General features: G+C 34.7%; 16 protein-coding genes and 1 pseudogene. 9 read left to right on the plus strand and 8 right to left on the minus strand.

Annotated elements, in window-relative coordinates; genetic code table 11:
• Positions 1-44: 44 nt before the first annotated feature.
• From GQ594_RS03420 to citX, 6 genes are read left to right on the plus strand one after another with little or no spacing between them, the layout of a single operon-like run.
• Positions 45-890: a fumarylacetoacetate hydrolase family protein gene (locus tag GQ594_RS03420; RefSeq protein WP_160411437.1), complete on the plus strand. Its 846-nt coding sequence runs from the start codon at positions 45-47 to the stop codon at positions 888-890.
• Positions 891-894: 4 nt separating this feature from the next.
• Positions 895-1929: a [citrate (pro-3S)-lyase] ligase gene (gene citC / locus GQ594_RS03425; protein WP_160400313.1), complete on the plus strand. Its 1035-nt coding sequence runs from the start codon at positions 895-897 to the stop codon at positions 1927-1929.
• 21 nt (positions 1930-1950) lie between these two features.
• A complete protein-coding gene (citD, locus tag GQ594_RS03430) occupies positions 1951-2241 on the plus strand; it encodes a citrate lyase acyl carrier protein (protein ID WP_160400312.1) in 291 nt (96 codons plus the stop codon).
• Complete coding sequence (gene citE / locus GQ594_RS03435; protein ID WP_160400311.1) at positions 2238-3125, plus strand: citrate (pro-3S)-lyase subunit beta; 888 nt, start codon at positions 2238-2240, stop codon at positions 3123-3125. The genes citD and citE overlap by 4 nt, the downstream gene beginning before the upstream one ends.
• 10 nt (positions 3126-3135) lie before the next feature.
• Positions 3136-4665: a citrate lyase subunit alpha gene (gene citF / locus GQ594_RS03440; RefSeq protein WP_237398354.1), complete on the plus strand. Its 1530-nt coding sequence runs from the start codon at positions 3136-3138 to the stop codon at positions 4663-4665.
• A gap of 16 nt (positions 4666-4681) precedes the next feature.
• The gene (citX, locus tag GQ594_RS03445; protein ID WP_160411438.1) at positions 4682-5278 is read left to right on the plus strand and encodes a citrate lyase holo-[acyl-carrier protein] synthase; all 597 of its coding nucleotides are present in this window, start codon (positions 4682-4684) and stop codon (positions 5276-5278) included.
• An 83-nt stretch (positions 5279-5361) separates the two neighbouring features.
• Here citX and metB read toward each other — a convergent pair whose 3' ends face one another.
• Positions 5362-6528, minus strand: a complete 1167-nt coding sequence (metB, locus tag GQ594_RS03450) for a cystathionine gamma-synthase (RefSeq protein ID WP_160400309.1) — start codon at positions 6526-6528, stop codon at positions 5362-5364.
• Between the two features lie 177 nt (positions 6529-6705).
• Here metB and metJ point away from each other — a divergent pair, with 177 nt between their 5' ends.
• Positions 6706-7020, plus strand: a complete 315-nt coding sequence (gene metJ, locus GQ594_RS03455) for a met regulon transcriptional regulator MetJ (protein WP_202112447.1) — start codon at positions 6706-6708, stop codon at positions 7018-7020.
• Positions 7021-7100: 80 nt separating this feature from the next.
• Here the strand turns inward: metJ and rpmE are convergent, their stop codons facing one another.
• The 7 genes and pseudogenes from rpmE to GQ594_RS03490 form a co-directional block, all read right to left on the minus strand.
• The gene (rpmE, locus tag GQ594_RS03460; protein WP_065636780.1) at positions 7101-7316 is read right to left on the minus strand and encodes a 50S ribosomal protein L31; all 216 of its coding nucleotides are present in this window, start codon (positions 7314-7316) and stop codon (positions 7101-7103) included.
• A 141-nt stretch (positions 7317-7457) separates the two neighbouring features.
• Positions 7458-8510, minus strand: a complete 1053-nt coding sequence (gene degS / locus GQ594_RS03465; RefSeq protein WP_160411479.1) for an outer membrane-stress sensor serine endopeptidase DegS — start codon at positions 8508-8510, stop codon at positions 7458-7460.
• Between the two features lie 114 nt (positions 8511-8624).
• Complete coding sequence (locus tag GQ594_RS03470) at positions 8625-9998, minus strand: Do family serine endopeptidase (protein ID WP_160411439.1); 1374 nt, start codon at positions 9996-9998, stop codon at positions 8625-8627.
• A gap of 104 nt (positions 9999-10102) precedes the next feature.
• The gene (locus tag GQ594_RS03475; RefSeq protein WP_160411440.1) at positions 10103-10489 is read right to left on the minus strand and encodes a YhcB family protein; all 387 of its coding nucleotides are present in this window, start codon (positions 10487-10489) and stop codon (positions 10103-10105) included.
• Between the two features lie 62 nt (positions 10490-10551).
• Entirely contained in the window at positions 10552-10992 is a 441-nt protein-coding gene (locus GQ594_RS03480; RefSeq protein WP_160400305.1) for a DUF721 domain-containing protein, read from the minus strand.
• A gap of 265 nt (positions 10993-11257) precedes the next feature.
• Positions 11258-12601: a gluconate permease GntP gene (gene gntP, locus GQ594_RS03485; protein WP_160411441.1), complete on the minus strand. Its 1344-nt coding sequence runs from the start codon at positions 12599-12601 to the stop codon at positions 11258-11260.
• Between the two features lie 46 nt (positions 12602-12647).
• A pseudogene (locus GQ594_RS03490) lies at positions 12648-14130 on the minus strand (mannitol dehydrogenase family protein).
• Positions 14131-14408: 278 nt separating this feature from the next.
• Here GQ594_RS03490 and GQ594_RS03495 point away from each other — a divergent pair.
• The gene (locus tag GQ594_RS03495) at positions 14409-15170 is read left to right on the plus strand and encodes a GntR family transcriptional regulator (RefSeq protein WP_160411442.1); all 762 of its coding nucleotides are present in this window, start codon (positions 14409-14411) and stop codon (positions 15168-15170) included.
• Between the two features lie 78 nt (positions 15171-15248).
• Entirely contained in the window at positions 15249-16430 is a 1182-nt protein-coding gene (gene uxuA, locus GQ594_RS03500; RefSeq protein WP_160400300.1) for a mannonate dehydratase, read from the plus strand.
• Positions 16431-16634: the final 204 nt, after the last annotated feature.

Genomic DNA, 16634 nt, shown 5'->3' on the forward strand with positions numbered 1-16634 from the left:
ATTTTATAGTTACAATTAGCACAAACAGCTTTTAAGGAGTTTTCATGAAGCTTGTCAGTTATCTTGTCTCTGATAGAGCAAGTTTTGGTCTTCTTACTCACAATGGCATTGTTGATTTGAAACAAAAATTAGGTGATAAATACGCCGATTTAAAATCATTACTTGCCGATGATGAAGGTCTAGCGATGGCTAAAACCTATCTTGATGCCCCAAGCGACATTGATGAACAAGATATTACTTACTTACCGGTTATTCCAAATCCAAATAAAATTTTATGTGTTGGTATGAATTATGCTGAAAAACGAGCAGAATTTAATGAAACCAGTTCAGCACCCACTCTTTTTGTTCGCTTTCCTGATTCTCAAACAGGAAATAAAACCAATATCATTAAACCAGCTATCACTAATGAATTAGACTATGAAGGTGAATTAGCTATTATTATTGGTAAAGCGGGTTTTCGTATTAGCCAAGAAAAGGCGTTATCTCATGTGGCAGGTTATAGCTGTTATATGGATGGTTCAATTCGTGACTGGCAATATACTTGGTTTACCGCAGGTAAAAACTGGCCAAGCACAGGTGCATTTGGTCCATGTATTACAACAAGTGATGAAATTCCTGATCCCAAAGTATTATCGTTAACGACTTATTTAAATGGTCAAGAAATGCAACATGATTCAATCAAAAATCTTGTGCATACTGTCCCTGAATTAATTTCTTATATTAGTACATTTACCCGTTTATCACCAGGCGATGTGATCCTAACCGGTTCACCAGGTGGTGTAGGGAAAAAACGTAATCCTCCTGTATTTATGCAAGATGGTGATACAATAGAAGTTGAAATTACGGGGATTGGCCGTTTAACCAATTATGTAGTCGCTGAAAAAAGGTAAATTTATGTACGATTTGGTTGATTATACAGTTATTGATATTTCTCAATCAAAACAAGATTATCAAGGTGTTGAGCAGTTATTATCGCGAGCCGATCTTAAGCTAGATTCTCAAGTTACTATTTTTGTTGTGGCAAAATTTAACACTACAATTATTGCTTGTGCAGGTATTGATCGGGATATTATTAAATGTGTTGCTGTTGATCCTGATTATCGTGGTAATCAACTAAATCTGACGTTAATGGATCACACCATAAAATATGCTAACGAGAATGGTTATTTTCACCTTTTTTTATATACTAAACCTGAAAACATAGATTTTTTTAAGGGATGTGGTTTTTATCCTATTGTTGAAATCACCGATCTGGCTGTTCTGATGGAAAACACCCCAGTCGGTATTAGGCAGTATTGTAAAAAACTCAATACACAACAAAAAGAAGGGGAAAAAATCGGTAGTATTGTAATGAACGCTAACCCCTTCACAAAAGGTCATCAATATCTTATACAGTACGCAGCTAGCCAGTGTGACTGGTTGCACGTTTTTGTTGTTAATGAAAATGCGTCGCTATTTTCGTTTGAGACTCGTTTACAATTAGTCAAAGATGGATCTAAACACATAAAAAATGTTACAGTACACGCAAGCTCGCCTTATATTATTTCAAGAGCAACGTTTCCTACTTATTTTCTAAAAGATAAGGCAAAAATAGATCGAGCTTATATGGGCATCGATCTGCTTATATTCCGAAACTATATCGCGCCAGCACTGAATATCACCTATCGCTTTGTTGGAACTGAACCATATGATGAAGTCACTAAAGCTTATAACGAAGCAATGTCTTATTGGCTTGAAGATAAAGCTATCAGTGTACAATCAGCGATTACTGTTGTTGAGGTTCCACGAATAACCGAAGGGGATACTATTGTATCAGCCTCATTAGTGAGGAAATTATTAGCATCTGAGCAATATGAACAGGTAAAAAAGCTAGTTCCACCAACAACGTGGAATTACCTTTCAGCTAATTTAGATAAATTTAAAATTTAATACATTTTAAAAGGTAAAAAAATGAAAATACAAAAAGAAGCCATGGCAGGGACTCTCGAATCAAGTGATTTGTTAGTCAAAGTCATGCCTAATACCGGGATTGAAATTGTTATTAATAGCGATGTTAATAAGCAATTTGGTGATCAAATTCGCGCTGTGGTTGAGCAAACATTACAAGATCTGAACGTAACAGATGGCTTAATTATTATTGATGATAAAGGCGCACTTGATTGTGCTATCAAAGCAAGAATTCAATGTGCAGTATTACGTGGCGCAGAAGAAGAAAACTTAGATTGGAGTAAATTACTATGAAAAAATTACGTCGAAGTATGCTATTTCTTCCAGGCGCAAATGCGGCAATGCTATCAACCTCTTTTGTTTATAAACCCGATTCAATTATGTTTGACCTTGAAGATGCGGTTTCAATTAAAGAAAAGGATTCAGCTCGTTTATTAGTAGCACAAACGTTACGTCTTCCTGTTTATAAAGAGCATGGAATTGAAACAGTGGTACGAATCAATGCACTTAATACTCCATTTGGTTTAAAAGACCTTGAAGCCGTAGTAAGAGCTGGTGTTGATGTTATACGTTTACCAATGACCAACTGTGCTGAAGATATTCACGAACTAGAAGCACATGTAGAACGAATTGAAAAAGAGTGTGGACGTGAAGTAGGCAGCACTAAACTGATGGCCGCTGTTGAATCTGCTCAAGGCGTTGTGAATGCGGTTTCTATCGCTAAATCTTCACCTCGTTTAATTGGTATTGCTCTAGCTGCATTTGACTATCTTGTCGATATGCAAACTGAACGTGGCGATGGTACTGAGTTATTTTATGCTCGCTGTGCTGTTTTACATGCCGCGCGAGTGGCTGGCATTGATGCTTTTGATGTGGTGTATTCAAATGTTAATGACGATGAAGGCTTCTTAAAAGAAGTCAGCCTAATCAAGAAACTTGGATATAACGGTAAATCACTTATTAATCCAAGACAAATTGAACTGTTACACAATGCTTATGCACCAACCGCTGCTGAAGTTGAAAACGCCCAAAAAGTGGTTGAAGCTGCTGAAGAAGGTGAAAGAAAAGGCCTTGGTGTTATTTCTCTAAATGGCAAAATGATTGATGCACCGATTATTGCTCGTGCTAGAAAAGTGATTGAGTTAGCAAAATATTCCGGTGTACGTAAAGAAATTTGATAGGATTAAAATGATGACTTCTATAAATAAAAAAATTGATGATTTGCTTAAACAGCATCCAGATCTCAAGAATATCACGCCATTTATTGACGCTAACGCTACGACTCCTTATTTAAAAGATGAGTCTAAATATACGCGTAAATTGTGTGACTCTATTGAACAAGCGATTCATAAATGTGAATTGCGTGATGGTATGACAATTTCTTTCCATCATGCATTTCGTGAAGGCGATAAAGTTATCAATAAAGTCGTTGAAACAATTAGCAAATTAGGCATTAAAAACTTAACATTAGCATCAAGCTCACTATTAAGTTGTAATTCAGCACTTATCCCTCATATCGAATCGGGTGTAATTACAAAAATCTATACATCGGGTTTACGTGGTAAATTAGCTGATGCCATTTCACATGGTTTGATGGATAACCCTGTTCATATCCATTCTCACGGCGGACGTGTAAAATTGATTCAAAGTGGCGAAATTAATATTGATATTGCATTTTTGGCGGTTTCAACTGCTGATGAACAAGGTAATGCTAATGGTGTATCTGGTAAATCACAATGTGGTGCATTAGGTTATGCTATGGTTGATGCTCAATTTGCTAAGAAAGTCGTATTACTTACTGAAGATATTGTTGGTTACCCAAATCATCCAGCAAGTATTCGCCAAGATCAAGTTGACTATATTGTTAAAGTTGATGAGGTTGGTGATCCAACTAAGATCAGCGTTGGTGCTGCACGTATCACTAGTAACCCTCGTGAACTGATGATTGCGCGTTATGCAGCAGATGTTATTGAATATTCAGGCTATTTTAAAGATGGTTTTTCTATTCAAACTGGTTCTGGTGCGTCTTCAACCGCAGCAACACGTTTCCTAGAAAATCGTATGCGTGCTAAAAATATCACCGCATCATTTGCTTTAGGTGGTATTACGGCTAGTATTGTTGATCTTCATGAAAAAGGTTTAGTAAAACGTTTACTTGATACTCAAAGCTTTGATGGTACAGCTGGACAATCTTTAGGTCGAAATAAAGATCATATTGAAGTTTCAACTAATGTCTATGCAAATCCAGCCTCTAAAGGTGCTAGTGTCGATGAGTTAGATATTGTGATCCTTAGTGCGTTAGAAATTGACCTTGATTATAACGTTAACGTGTTAACCGGTTCTGACGGTGTTATGCGTGGCGCATCAGGTGGTCACTGTGATACAGCTGCTGGTGCAAATTTAACTATTATTGTTGCGCCACTCATTCGTAGCCGAATCCCTACTGTAATTAAGAAAGTTACAACGGTTGTGACACCGGGTGAAAGTGTCGATGTTCTTGTTACTGACCATGGTATAGCGGTTAACCCTGCTCGTCCTGAAATTGCAGAACGATTAAAAGCGGCTAATTTACCAGTCATGAGTATTGAAGAGCTATATCAACGTGCTGTTTCGTTAACGGGTGAACCAAAACCAATTGAATTTAATGATAAAATCGTTGGTGTTGTTCATTTCCGTGATGGTTCAATCATTGATGTGGTTCGTCAAGTTAAGGACTAATTAACCACAAAGTAGCATGACATTAGCTGATGCCATGCTACTTATCTTTTTCATTATGAATGATATATTAATTAAATTTGATGATGGCACCCCCATCACACTTGAACAGATGTTATTGGCTAAAGAAAAACGTGTACAAAGCCAACAAGAAGCAATAAAACGTTATCATTATCCACTTATTTCGTTAAGTTTAGTTATCCCCGGACCAATAAAAAATAGTAGTGGCGCGAATCGATTATTTAAAGAGGCCATTGCCACTATACACAGTACCCTATCAAAAAATGATATTTCATTAATACATGAAACCCATTTTCATCACATTACTGGCTGTGAAGCCATTATTGTCGCAAAATGCTCAGCCGATATACTAAAGCAATGCTGTATTAATATCGAAGATAATCATCCTTTAGGTCGCCTATGGGATATTGATGTTATTGACCCAATAACCCAACAAAGTATTTCTCGCGCTAAATTTGATCACCACTCAAGGCAATGTTTAGTCTGCCAAGAAATGGCCAAAGTATGTAGTCGAAGCAGAAAACACACTATTGATGAGGTCTTTTCTGCCATTAAAAAAATAACAAACGACTATTTTAGCTTGCCAATGTATTAAGGAATATAAAAACCAATAGGATTAACGAAATAAATCTATTTCATTAATCCAAATAGCTAAATATAGATGCGCAAAAATAGACACTACACTTTTGCCAATGCTTGTTCTAAATCAGCAAGTAAATCGGCAATATCTTCCAAGCCGACAGAAATACGCAATAACTGATCTGAAATCCCTGCTGTTTTTCGAGCCTCAGCACTAATGCCTGAGTGAGTCATCGTTGCAGGATGGCATACAAGGCTTTCAACACCGCCAAGTGATTGAGCTAAGGTGAAAATTTTAAGCGACTCTAAAAACGTTGGCATGGTATCAGCATCACCTACTAATTCAAAACTAAGTAATGAGCCAAAGCCTTTTTGCTGTTTTTGGGCGATATCGTGCCCAAGGTTTGACGGTAAAGATGGATGATAGACTTTAGCTATTTTTGGATGATTAGCTAAGTATTGAACAACTTTTTGTGCATTGTCCTGCTGTAGTTTTACTCGCGCTGAAAGTGTTCTTAATCCACGCAACAGAAGATAGCTATCAAATGATGACGTCATCGTACCAATATTATTAGCCCACCATAAAACATCTGTAGCTAGTTGCTGATCTTTAAAGACTAAAATTCCCGCTAATAAATCTGAATGTCCGTTTAAAAATTTAGTACAAGAATGGCTAACAATATCGGCACCAAGTTCTAGCGGTTTTTGTAATATCGGGGTCATAAAGGTGTTATCAACTAAAACTAATGCCCCAACTTGATGAGCTTGCTCTGCAATTTTTTGAATATCAACAACACGTAATAAAGGATTACTTGGTGTTTCAATTAATACTAATTTTGGGCGTAAACTAAGCGCTTCTTTTAATGCAACAGGATCGGATTGATCAACAAATTTGGCTTTAAAATAACCACGTTGACTTAAGCTATTAAAAAGGCGATAGCTACCTCCATAGCAATCATGTGGTGCAACAACTAAATCATTAGGAGCTAATAATGCAACACTGATCAAATGAATTGCCGACATACCACAATTAGTTAAAATGGCATCAATGCCTCCTTCTAATTTAGCAATCGTTTGCTCTACCAAGCGACGGCTAGGATTGGCTTTTCGACCGTAGTCAAACTCTCTTGGTTTTGCAAAAGCCTCATAGCGATAACAAGTAGATGGTGTGATAACTGGAACAACACTGCCATATTGATCGTCGGTATTTAATCCACCGCGAACAGCAATCGTCCCTTGACTTAAGTTTTCAGTTTGAATAGTCATGATAATGCCCTCAAACAATATTTTATTTAATATAAGATTAGTCTTGTAAGCATAACATATAAAAAAAAGACGTCAACATGTCTAGACGTCTAACTGTCTTGATGTGTAGATTGCAGTAATATGAAAAAAAAGATAAAATTAACCACATTATTTGTGATGTAATTTTGGTGAACAATAATGGAATGGAACGGCGAATACATAAGCCCTTATGCAGAGCATGGTAAAAAAAGTGAGCAAGTAAAAAAAATCACAGTATCAATTCCACTTAAAGTATTAAAAATACTAACTGATGAGCGTACTCGCAGACAAGTGAATAATTTGCGTCATGCCACAAATAGTGAATTATTGTGCGAAGCTTTTCTTCATGCTTACACAGGTCAACCTTTACCATGTGATGAAGATTTGCAAAAAGACCGAGAAGATGGTATCCCAATAAAAACACAAAAAATGATGCGAAAATTAGGCATCGATCCAGATTTAATTGATGAGTAAAAAATTATTTTTCAATATTAATTTTTCTTAAATAATAAAAAGGCGCACTAAGCGCCTTTTTATTATTGCTTATCGCAATATTATTTTTTACCACCAACCATAGCAAAACGTTGTTTAAATTTATCTACACGTCCGCCAGTTGCAACATCACGTTGTTTACCTGTATAAAACGGATGGCATTCACCACATACGTCAAGATGAATATCATGGCCAATAGTTGAATGCGTTTTAATTACGTTACCGCAAGAGCAAGTTGCATTAATTGCAGTATATTCTGGATGGATACCTTCTTTCATAATAAACCTCTAAAGTTTGTTCGTATCGCTATATAAACGGCTATAAAAGCAAAATCTATACACCATACGAGTGTTAAAAAACATGATAAGGTTGCGAATTATATGCCTTAAAGCTTAAATAATCAAGCGACAAAAAACTAATTAAACAGGTAACAACCCTATTGTTACTTGTAACTCAACCTTTTCACCATTTCGCAATACAATAATGGGGACAGTCGTACCCGGTTTCAACTCAGCAATTTGATCCATTGTTTCAACTATTGATTTAACAGGCTTATTATTTACCATAATCAAGATATCATTAGTTTGTATGCCCGCCTGTAATGAAGGACCTTCAGTATTGGTAACTAAAATACCTAATACCACGGGTATATCACTTGGATTTTGAGTGGGCGCAAACTCTAAACCATCAATCCCAATATAACCACGAATAACTTTTCCATCCTGAATTAATTTATTCATAATTTTTACAGCCAAAGAAGTTGGAATTGCAAATCCAATGCCTTCAGGAACATCATTACCTAAATTTTTTGCAAAAGTGAGTGTATTAATTCCCATCAATTCACCTTTAGTATTAACGAGTGCTCCACCAGAATTACCATGATTTATTGATGCATCAGTTTGAATAAAATTTTGTCGTCGATAAGGACTTAACCCATCACGACCAGTAGCACTAATAATACCTTGTGTAATGGTTTGACCTATATTGTAAGGATTACCAATTGCTAAAACTACATCACCAATTTGGGGCTCACGATTTGGGTTTATGGATATAGTTGGAAGATTAGTTGCTTCAATTTTTAACACTGCAATATCCACTAACTTATCAGAACCAACAGGCAGCGCTTCAAAAATCCGCCCGTCTTGTAATGCAACAATAATTTGTTCTGCACCGTCAACAACATGATAATTAGTAACAATATAACCTTGCTCACTCATAATTACTCCTGAACCAAGCGGAGTTATTGCGCTAGCTTGTGATTCTTTAGATAAAGAATTAATTGAGCGACTATAAATATTAACCACTGCAGGAGCTGCTATTTTAACTGCACTAGAATAACTTAATGGGTTATCACTAAAAATTGAACTTGGAAAATTTGATTGATTCCCTTTTTGCAAAGAAGGAAAAATAATCAATAAAACAATAGCTAAAACCGTACCAATTAATATTGGCCATAAAAATTTTTTAAGCATTTGTGGGTTATTTGGGTAGTAATAAGATGATAGATGAAATTCTACCATATCTAATCAAAGCTTAATATGAGAGTTTTCGCCGATAAAGATATCGGCGAAATTGAGGCTTCATAATTAGCGTAAAATAAGGTAAATTCGACTATTACCTCGTATAATATTCAAAGCAATAGCTGATGGTTTACTATCAATGATTTTACGCAACTCGGCAATATTATTCACTCTTTCTTTATTAACACCAGTAATAAGATCACCTTCTTGTAAACTTAAACGAGATGCAGGAGAGTTTTTAGCAATGCTTTCAATTAACACACCTTTTTGTCCTTTTACTTCACCATTACTTAAATTTGCGCCATCAAGGGCTGCATGAAGAGATTTGGCTTCAGTAGACGACTCATCGCTATTTTTTAATTTAACATTAACAGTTATCTCTTTTCCATCGCGAATTAATCCTAATTTTACTGTTCGTCCAGCACCTGTTGTTGCAATCTTAGCTCTTAATTCAGCAAAACTATCTACTGGTTTACCATCCATTGAAACAATAACATCCCCAGACTTAATTCCAGCCGCTTTTGCCGCAGAATCATCTAGAACTTCACTGACAAATGCACCTTTTTGTATATCTAGATCAAATGCCTTTGCAATATCAGATGTTAACTCGTTACCTTTTATACCAAGCACACCGCGTTTAACCTCACCATATTCAATAAGTTGAGAAGTTAAACTTTTCACCATATTACTCGGAATTGCAAAACCGATACCAACATTTCCTCCGCTAGGTGCAATAATTGCAGTATTTACACCGACTAATTCACCATTCAAATTAACCAGTGCCCCACCGGAGTTACCCTGATTAATTGATGCATCAGTTTGGATAAAATTCTCAAAACCATTCATATTAAGACCAGTTCGAGCAAGTGCTGAAATAATTCCTGAAGTGACAGTTTGCCCAATGCCAAATGGATTTCCAATTGCAACCACATAATCACCAACACGTAGCTTATCTGAATCAGCAAGCTTAATTGCGGTTAATTTTTTTGCATCTTCGACTTTAAGTAAAGCAATATCACTTTGTGGATCTTTGCCAATAAGTTTTGCTTTGTATTCATGTCCGTCATTTAATGAAACCGTTATTTTATCAGCATTATCAATAACATGATTATTAGTAACAACATATCCTTTTTCAGCATCAATAATTACACCTGATCCTAGCCCAGAAAAGGCTCTTGATTGACTATCAGGATAACCAAAAAATCGTCTAAATTCCTCTGGCATATCATTTTGCATTTGCGCAGTACCCTCAACTTTAATACTGACAACTGAAGGTAATACTGTTTCAAGCATAGGAGCTAAACTTGGTTGCTGTGCGTTATTATCAGTTGGGATGGAAGGAAAAGAAGCATAAACATTCAGCACTGAAGACAGGCTTAGTCCCAAACCTAATGCCCAAATACTTAACAATTTTTTTTGTTTTCTTAATGAATCAATCATTTTAAAATCTCTCGCCTTTACAAAAAATTAATCTCTATAAAAATGCTTTGCCATGAAATAATGGTGAATAAATCGCTAATAATTAAGATTTATTTCCATCTGCTTTATAAATTAGAAGGATTATCAGAATAATCTCTAGGTTGTTTACCAAGTGTAATTTCGTCTGTTCCGTCCAATTTTAAATCAGAGCTAGAATCGAAATCCAAAGACTGGATACTATCATTATCCACAAATTGACTAGAATTTTCAGCCATATGTTGATAAAGACGACGAAAATCTTTCGCCATATTATCTAATATCTCTGCACTATGTGAAAAGTGTTTAGCAATCATTTGTTTTTGTGCTACTAATTCATCTTTCGTTTGCTCTAACTCTTGTTTAACTTTGGCATATTTACGAGCTTTAGGGCTAATAATGCTCGTAAAAATAAAACCAACAACAAAACCAATTGCTAACCCAATTATAAGATAAATCAACATATCTTTATCCATAATCCACTCCTTGTATTTTTAAGATATATAATTTTATAAAATTGAAACTCGATTATCAGTATTTATTTTGCATGGTTAGCAAGTTTTATCAATTGTTTTTTCAATTTATCTGGCGCATTTTCTGCTAACTCATATAAAAACATTGCACTTTTTTCGGTCATCAAACTTGAGCCTAAAGGTAATTTAGAAACATTAAAATGGCACTGTGACAATGTTACCGAAATGTTTGGATTAATCCGATATTGGATAGAGGATAGTGACGGTAAAATGTTTTTCCGTATCTCAGAGATTAAATTGCTTTGTTCATATTTCAATCTAGTTAACCAACTTGCTGAACTAACTTCAAGAACAAGAACCCCTTGGCGATAATTAGCCACTCGGCACTGTTGTTTCAATGGCGATGGTAACAACTCATTGATAACATGACTTAATTTACTCAATGCAAATGTTCTATCTTTTATCTCAGATAAACATGATTCCTGAGATAATATTGATGATAACATTTGAGGCTCATTATAGCGCATATTTTGTTTTTACCTTTACTTCTTAATAAAAATAGGTCAATTAATTCGGTATAAATGAACAATTCAATATTAAATAATTTACCTCATTTCATTAAAAATGTCCTGTTTAAAAAATATATTTACAGTTTGATAACGATTACTTTATTAAGTTAAATTTTAAACTTTAATTAAAGATAATAGATAAAAATAATAAAAAAAGACTAACTGTAAATTATAGCGGTTAATCTTTTTAGAAAGGTCACTATTAAGCAATAAGACTAATAACAAGAACAACAATTAAACCGACAATTGAATTAACTAATTCTAACAGTCCCCATGTTTTTAAAGTATCTTTAATCGATAAATCAAAATAACCTTTAAATAACCAAAAAGACGCATCATTGATGTGTGTTAATGTATTAGAACCAGCTGCAGTAGCAAGCACAAGTAATGCTGGATTAACTCCATTCATAACACCTGTTGTTGGATCAATAACAGCAGCACCAATAATACCAGCCGCTGTCATTGCAGAAACAACTCCTTGCCCTGTTGCTAAACGAATTAGCACAGTAATTAACCACGCCATAATATAAGGTGAGACCCCTCCCGTTGACATCAATTGTCCAATAGTATCACCAATTCCAGTATCAATAATAATTTGTTTTAATGCACCGCCGGCACCAATAATTAATACAACCATTGCAATACCTTTTACTGCATTGTCAAAAGAATGCATAACCCATTCCATTGAATGATTAAGTTTTTTTCCAAATAATATAAATGCAACAATCATAGCAATAAACATTGAAATTTGAGATGAGCCAATAAAATTAAGAACTGAGTAAACAGTTGTTCCTTTTTCTAACCATATATTTGCTATTGTCGTTGCAATCATAATGTAAGCCGGAATCAAAGGAACAGTAATGGATGAAAAAAAAGAAGGAAGATTATTTTCATCAACAGGCGCTTCAGATTGTAAAAATTGAGGTGTTGGTCTTTCTAAATTACCTAAAATTTTAGGAAGAATCAATCCAGCAAAAATGACCGAAGGAATCGCAACAATTAACCCATAAATATAGACCATTCCCATATCGGCGTTATATGCATTTACTAGAGCTACGGGTCCTGGTTGTGGTGGGAATAAAGAGTGAGCGGTTGTTGCCGCTGCAACTCCAGGAATAGCTAATTTCAAAAATGGAATTTTTGCTTCTTTTGCTAATGCAATGACTAACGGAGCTAATATGATAAATGCAGCTTCATAAAACATTGCTAGACCAAATATAAGCCCCATAATAATGATCGCTAGTTTTACATATTTAATTCCAAGTTTTTTTAATAATGTTTGAGCAATTTGATGAGCAGCACCAGAATCAACCATTAATTTGCCAATAACTGCCCCAAAAACAACAATAATAGCTAATTCACCAAGAGTTCCACCAAATCCTGATTTAATCGTTTTAAGAATACTTAATAAATCCATTTTAGCCATCAAGCCAACAAATATTGCGGCAGCTAATAATGCAACCATTGAGTTTATTTTAAAACGAATATTTAATATTAACATTAATCCTATTCCAAGGATAACCCAAAGAATATTTAAAAATTCCATGAAGAATAACTCCCCTATTTTAGATTTTATTTTTATTAGTTAAAAATTAATTAGATAAAACATAATGGTGAACTGTTTGTTTTGCGCCGTAGTTCTTTAAAGAAAGATAGTGCTCAGTAACCTTTTCTTTAAATAATTTATTATTAAGTAAATCTGAACCAAAAACAGCATCCAAACTTAGTAATGAATTTACTCGCTCAATACCTTCTCTACTAGAATTAACAATAGCTCTTAGTTGCTTACTCATTGGATCGCACACATCTATTGGCTGATTGTTATCATTAATTCCACCAACATAGCGCATCCACCCAGCAACGCCCAATGCCAATAATGAAAAATCTGAACCATTTTTGATATGCCAACGGATTGAATCCAGCATTCTTTGAGGCAATTTTTGAGTACCATCCATCGCAATTTGCCATGTTTTATGTTTTAGTGATGGATTGCTAAAACGTTCAATAAGTTTGTTTGCATATTCTTGCAAATTAACATGATTAGGGACATTGAGTGTTGGTGCTTGTTGTTGCATCATCAATGCTAGAGTTGCTTTTTTATAATTAATATCATTCATGCAATCATTAATGTGCTCGTAACCAGCCAAATAACCTAAGTAGGCTAAAAAAGAATGACTACCATTTAGCATACGAAGTTTCATTTCTTCATATGGAACAACATTATCAACAAATTCAGCACCAACTTCATTCCAATTAGGGCGGTTAGTCACAAAATTATCTTCTATGACCCACTGAATAAAAGGTTTACAAGCAATACCACATGGATCAAACATACCGCCTAATGTATTTTCAATTTCAGTTAAGGTTTCGGTTGATGCAGCAGGAACAATGCGATCAACCATAGTACATGGGAATGTTGTATTAGACTCAATCCAATTTGCTAATTGTGGATATCGAGCGTTAGCTAATCCTAATATTGCTCTTTTTAAAACTAATCCATTTTCGGGGATATTATCGCATGATAAAGCAGTAAATGACTTTATCCCTCGTTGCATTCTTCTATAAAGTGCCTCGACAATAACACCTGGAGCAGATATAGGCTTTGTTGGATTCGCTAAGTCAGCTTTAATTAATGCATTATTCAAATCTAACTCTGCTCTCTGCTCCACCTGGAAACATACAATAACCCTTCTCCGTTACTGTTAATGAAACAATTTCAACTACTGGATCTGCCATCTTTTCTAAAATTACATCTATACCATCTGTTAGTGTTAACAATGATTCTTTTACACTACCAATAATAAATGCTTCTTTTGATGTTGCACCTTTTTCTAACACAGTATACAAATGGTCTTGTTTACGAATTTCATTAATTAATTCTTCACCACCAACAATATTAACTTCACAAATACCCCAGTCACAATTTCCTTTGTTAAGTAAACGATCCGTCAATAACGCTTGATGACCGCGGTGAAAAGCTCCAAATCCCAAATGGACAATTCGTGAGGTTATTTTTTTCCTGTCATACAAAGGTTTATGCAGGATTGATTCAGGAAGGTTTAATAAATTTAACATTTTATTCACCATGATTATCTGTTTATCTACCCTATTGGTTAGACATATTTTCATTTGCTGATAAATATTTCATCTCAATTTTTTCTTTTTTGTGACTCGTATCACGTTTTTTGGTTTATTTCATATAAAATATTCAAAAAACCTCTATAATAAAAAATTATATTGGTATCCCAATCATAAAGTAAAATGCATTTATACCATAATTGACTTATAGTCCTTGTAATAATTAGCGTATAATTATCCAAATTAGACCAAAATTAGAATGAGGATTATAAATAATGCTAGCGGTTAATCGGCTATATCAAGAAATTGGTAATGAACTCAAATCATTATTAAAAAGTGGCACCTATAAAATTGGTGACCGATTACCACCAGAAAGAGATATTGCAGAGGCATTTAGTGTAAGTCGAACCGTAGTGCGAGAAGCGCTAATTATGCTAGAACTCGAAAATCTAGTCACAGTAAAAAAAGGTTCTGGCGTATATGTAATTGGTTTACCAAATGAAATATTATCAGAAAAAGATAAAAAAATAGAAGAAGAGGATTTTGGTCCGTTCGAATTATTACAAGCTAGGCAATTAATTGAAAGTAATATTGCCGCTTTTGCCGCTTCACAAATTGTAAAATCAGATATTATTGAATTAAGAGCGATTTTGGAACAAGAACGACAAATTTTAGAACAAGGTATGTTAGACGATTACAGTGCAGATGAAATGTTTCATATTGCGATAGCAAGAGCGACCAAGAATTCAATACTTGAAAGTTTGTTAGATGATTTATGGCAAAAACGTTCCGTTAGCAAAATGTGGGGGCAATTACACAGTCGAATTACCGATCATAGTTATCGAAAAAAATGGCTTTATGATCATGAAAAAATTTTACAAGCATTACAGGTAAAAGACGCAATGTCAGCACGTCATGCTATGTGGCAACATTTAGAAAATGTTAAACAAACATTAATGGCAGTTTCTGATAGCGAAGATCCAAATTTTGATGGTTACTTATTTGACTCAATTCCGGTTAACATTGTTAATCAATAGGTAATAATAATCAGCATTGTTTATAGATCTTTATTATTTTAAGAAAAATAAATAAATTAAATCGTTAAGGAGATTTATATGGAACAAACGATGCGTTGGTTTGGACCAAATGATCCAGTATCATTAGATGATATCAAACAAGCTGGAGCGACTGGAATTGTTACAGCTTTACACCATATTCCAAATGGTGAAGTGTGGACAATTGAAGAAATTCAAAAACGAAAAAATATTATTGAAGAAAAAGGCCTAACTTGGTCTGTCGTTGAAAGTATTCCTGTTCATGAAGAGATAAAAACACATTCAGGTAACGTTGAACAACATATTGCAAATTACCAACAATCTATTCGCAATTTAGCCGCTTGTGGCATTGATACTGTTTGTTACAATTTTATGCCCGTTTTGGATTGGACTCGTACTGACCTTGCTTATGAGTTACCTGATGGCTCAAGAGCGTTACGTTTTGACCAAACTGCTTTTGCCGCATTTGATCTCTACCTATTACAAAGACCTAATGCAGAAAAAGATTACTCAAAAGAAGATATCGCTTTAGCTAAGTCTTATTTTGAAAAAATGACACAAGCAGAAAAAGATAAGCTTATTGCCAATATCATTGCAGGCTTACCAGGTGCAGAGGAAGGCTATTCTCTCGATCAATTTAGAGCACATCTTGCAACCTATGATGGTATCGATAAGGCTAAATTACGCGAAAATTATGCTTATTTTTTAAAAGCTATTGTCCCAGTTGCTGAAGAGGTTGGTGTAGTGTTAACAGTGCATCCTGATGATCCTCCAAGACCAATTTTAGGTTTACCTCGTATAGTTTCAACTATCGAAGATATGCAATGGATTAAAGATACAGTTGACAGTATTCATAATGGTTTTTGTTTTTGTACTGGCTCTTATGGTGTCCGCAATGATAATGATTTAGCAACAATGGCCGAAAAATTTGCCGACCGCGTTCATTTTATTCACTTACGGGCAACAGTTAGAGAAGACAATCCCCTCTCTTTCCATGAAGGCGATCATTTAGCGGGTGATGTCGATATGTATGCAGTAATTAAAGCATTAGTCACAGAAGAAGAACGACGCAAAAAAGCAGGTATTAAACGCTCTATACCAGTTAGACCAGATCATGGACACCAAATGTTAGATGATCTTACCAAGAAAACTAACCCAGGTTATTCTGCAATTGGCCGTTTAAAAGGTTTAGCTGAAATTCGTGGTGTTGAGTATGCAATTCGTCGAGCTTTTTTCAATTAATTGAACGAATGTAATCAATTATAATTAATCTAGACAACAATACTAACAGTTTCAATGCCCTTCTAAGGGCATTTTTTTTATAAAAAACCAACCTAACAAGAAGATAAGAGTCACAATAATAATTAATAAATATTACACGGTAATACATAAAATGCTATTGAAGAATAACTGCTTTGACATTTCTAATTTCTAGGCGTTATATAT

This window comes from Gilliamella sp. Pra-s52 (genome assembly GCF_009795805.1).
GTDB lineage: Bacteria > Pseudomonadota > Gammaproteobacteria > Enterobacterales > Orbaceae > Gilliamella.